Source organism: Geofilum rhodophaeum (assembly GCF_002210225.1).
GTDB classification, from domain to species: domain Bacteria; phylum Bacteroidota; class Bacteroidia; order Bacteroidales; family Marinilabiliaceae; genus Geofilum; species Geofilum rhodophaeum.
Genome location: NZ_MWUJ01000060.1, coordinates 1 through 1530, shown reverse-complemented (window position 1 = coordinate 1530; position 1530 = coordinate 1). Strand labels below are relative to the sequence as shown.

2 protein-coding genes are annotated in these 1530 nt (G+C 38.2%); both read right to left on the bottom strand.

Annotated features, from left to right (window positions below; genetic code table 11):
- Positions 1-132 precede the first annotated feature (132 nt).
- Positions 133-819, bottom strand: coding sequence for a toxin-antitoxin system YwqK family antitoxin (locus B4W65_RS17015; protein ID WP_088656356.1), 687 nt, complete (start codon positions 817-819; stop codon positions 133-135).
- A complete protein-coding gene (locus B4W65_RS17010; protein WP_088656355.1) occupies positions 816-1238 on the bottom strand; it encodes a hypothetical protein in 423 nt (140 codons plus the stop codon). The genes B4W65_RS17015 and B4W65_RS17010 overlap by 4 nt, the downstream gene beginning before the upstream one ends.
- Between the last annotated feature and the right edge of the window lie 292 nt (positions 1239-1530).

The following is a 1530-nucleotide window of genomic DNA, read 5'->3' as shown; positions in this document are numbered from 1 at the left end:
CTCGTTTAGTTTATTGTTGTCATAACACGATTAGTAGGTCATCAAATTCGTCTGAGATTCGAACTTTTTTTGTGTTATTTATAACCCTGTAAGTTTTTTCATTTCAATTAATTAAATGAGCCCATCAAATGCTTAGTTGTTGCTTAAGGCAATGTTTTTAATTTCTGAAATAGCTATTGATTTAGTATGATAAGAGGAGTAATCCGGTTCAGTAAGTTCCGCTTTGAAAAGCAATTTGGAAGTGGTAAGCATGGAAAGGGACAGGGCGAAATCGGAGGTGTTAAAAGATAAAGAGTCTGTTGTATTGCCCCCGTCGTTAAAGAAAATCACGGTACATGCTGAGTTTGTGCCAGGGGGGCGTGGCGTGTGAACAGAGACAAATATCGAGTCGTTTTTTACTGCAATCTCCTGCTCATTGAACGTGATTAGTTCGCCAGATTCATCTTTAAAATTGCCATTCTCGTTGTACGAACGCATGTATGCCAAACGTCCCCTGGAATCATAGTATTTATAAAACGCTAGGGCGCCATCAGGAAAGTACTCCAGAGCATCTTTTACCATTACTCCATTTATGTATTTGTAGTGAGCTTTTATCTTTCCATCATCATAAAAATTCCATAGAGACTTTTCTTCTCCAGTTTTCTTCTCAATATAAATTAGCTTGTCCTTCTGGGTTTTTATTCCGTAGCTAGAGCTGTTCGCCTGAAAATAATGGGGCTCGCTAACTTTTGGGAATCCTGCTTCGCAGGATGTGCACGAAACGATAGTTAATAATGCCAGTTTGGGGAGTGCAGTTTTGAGGTTGAAATAAGTAATCATCGAATAACTGGTTTGAAGGTCTTGATGAGGCTTGCATACATTAATTCTTCCGAGCCTGCTTTTTCCTTTTTTAGTTGTGTCATAATAAAACGCGCATCAGCTTCTACTTCTTCATTTTTATTTGGGAATTGGATTTCAACGTAGATTACAACAATTCCGTTTTTTTCATCGATCATTGGCGCGCTCAAAATAATGAGAAACTCGTCAAAGGTCTCGGAGATTCTCATTTGCTTTTCCGGATCAATGATGTGCCTGCTTAAATCTTTTCCTTCCAGAGATTTGAGTTGTTGAATGAATGTGGCAACTTGTGTAGAGTCGAAATTAGATTGGTCTTCTGATAAGAAGCTGTCGTAAATAACTTTCTCAGGAAGGCCAGAGTAAAATTGAGGGTAGATGCAATAATCCCAGTTTTCGTTCACCTCAAGGATGTTATCAATAACAAGGTCCAGTATTTGGTTGACATCATTTTTTTAAATTTCAAAGCCTGTTTTCTTTGTTCCACTGCACGAGCAGAAATGGAGTAGAAGGAGAATGCAAATTAATTGAATTGCTGAGTTTTTGTGTGATGGGTTTTGGAGCTTATGCATAATAGCTTTTTTAGTGATTGTTAATCATTTTCCTTTAAGGGAGTGAATGATCCTTCTCCACACCTAATCCATTTGTATTCTGGATATGGAAACGCCGGAAGGGGGGAGAATTGGAACCGAATCT